This window comes from Mesorhizobium sp. M7A.F.Ca.CA.004.04.2.1 (assembly GCF_004022825.1).
GTDB lineage: Bacteria > Pseudomonadota > Alphaproteobacteria > Rhizobiales > Rhizobiaceae > Mesorhizobium.
The window spans coordinates 1-729 of sequence record NZ_RZPH01001602.1; the positions used below are offsets into that span (position 1 = coordinate 1).

Here is a 729-nt window from a genome sequence, read left to right on the forward strand (position 1 = left end):
CAGCGACTTCCGCGGCGAAATCGGTCTCTTCCGTCTCGATGCCCTCGCCCAGCGCAAAGCGCAGGTAGGCGGGGATCTTGGCCGGGCGCCGATGTCCTTCTCGGCATCCTTCAGCGCCTTCTCGACAGTGATGTCGGGATTGAGCACGAAGGCCTGCTTCAGGAGCACGACTTCCTCGTAGAACTTGCGCAGACGGCCCTCGACCATCTTCTCGATGATCGCTTCCGGCTTGCCGGACTGGCGCGCCTGGTCGGAGAAGATCGCCTTCTCGCGTTCGACCGCGGCCGGATCGATCTGCTCTGCGGTCAGCGCCAGAGGGTTGGTGGCGGCAACATGCATGGCCACCTGGCGGCCAAAGGCGTTGGCTGCATGCTCATTGCCCGTGGTCTCGATCGCGACCAGCACGCCGAGCTTGCCAAGGCCGTCGGCAACCGCGTTGTGGACGTAGGTAGCGACAGCGCCGTGCGGGACGGTGAGCTTGGCCGAGCGGCGGAAGCCCATGTTTTCGCCGATGGTGCCGACAGCGTCCTTGATGGTGTCGGCAACAGACTTGTCGGAACCTGGATACTTTGCGGCGGCCACAACCTCCGTCGTGCCATAGGCCAGCGCAACCTTGGCAACGTTGCCGACGATTTCCTGAAACGCGGCGTTGCGGGCCACGAAGTCGGTCTCGGAATTGACTTCCACGACGGCAGCTTCGCGCACGCCGTTGTCGACGCCGATCAGACC

The 729-nt window shown here is 64.1% G+C and carries 1 pseudogene; it reads right to left on the reverse strand.

Annotation, left to right across the window (positions count from 1 at the left end):
• Positions 1–729 (reverse strand): annotated as a pseudogene (gene tsf, locus EN893_RS36410) (translation elongation factor Ts); the annotation flags it as partial.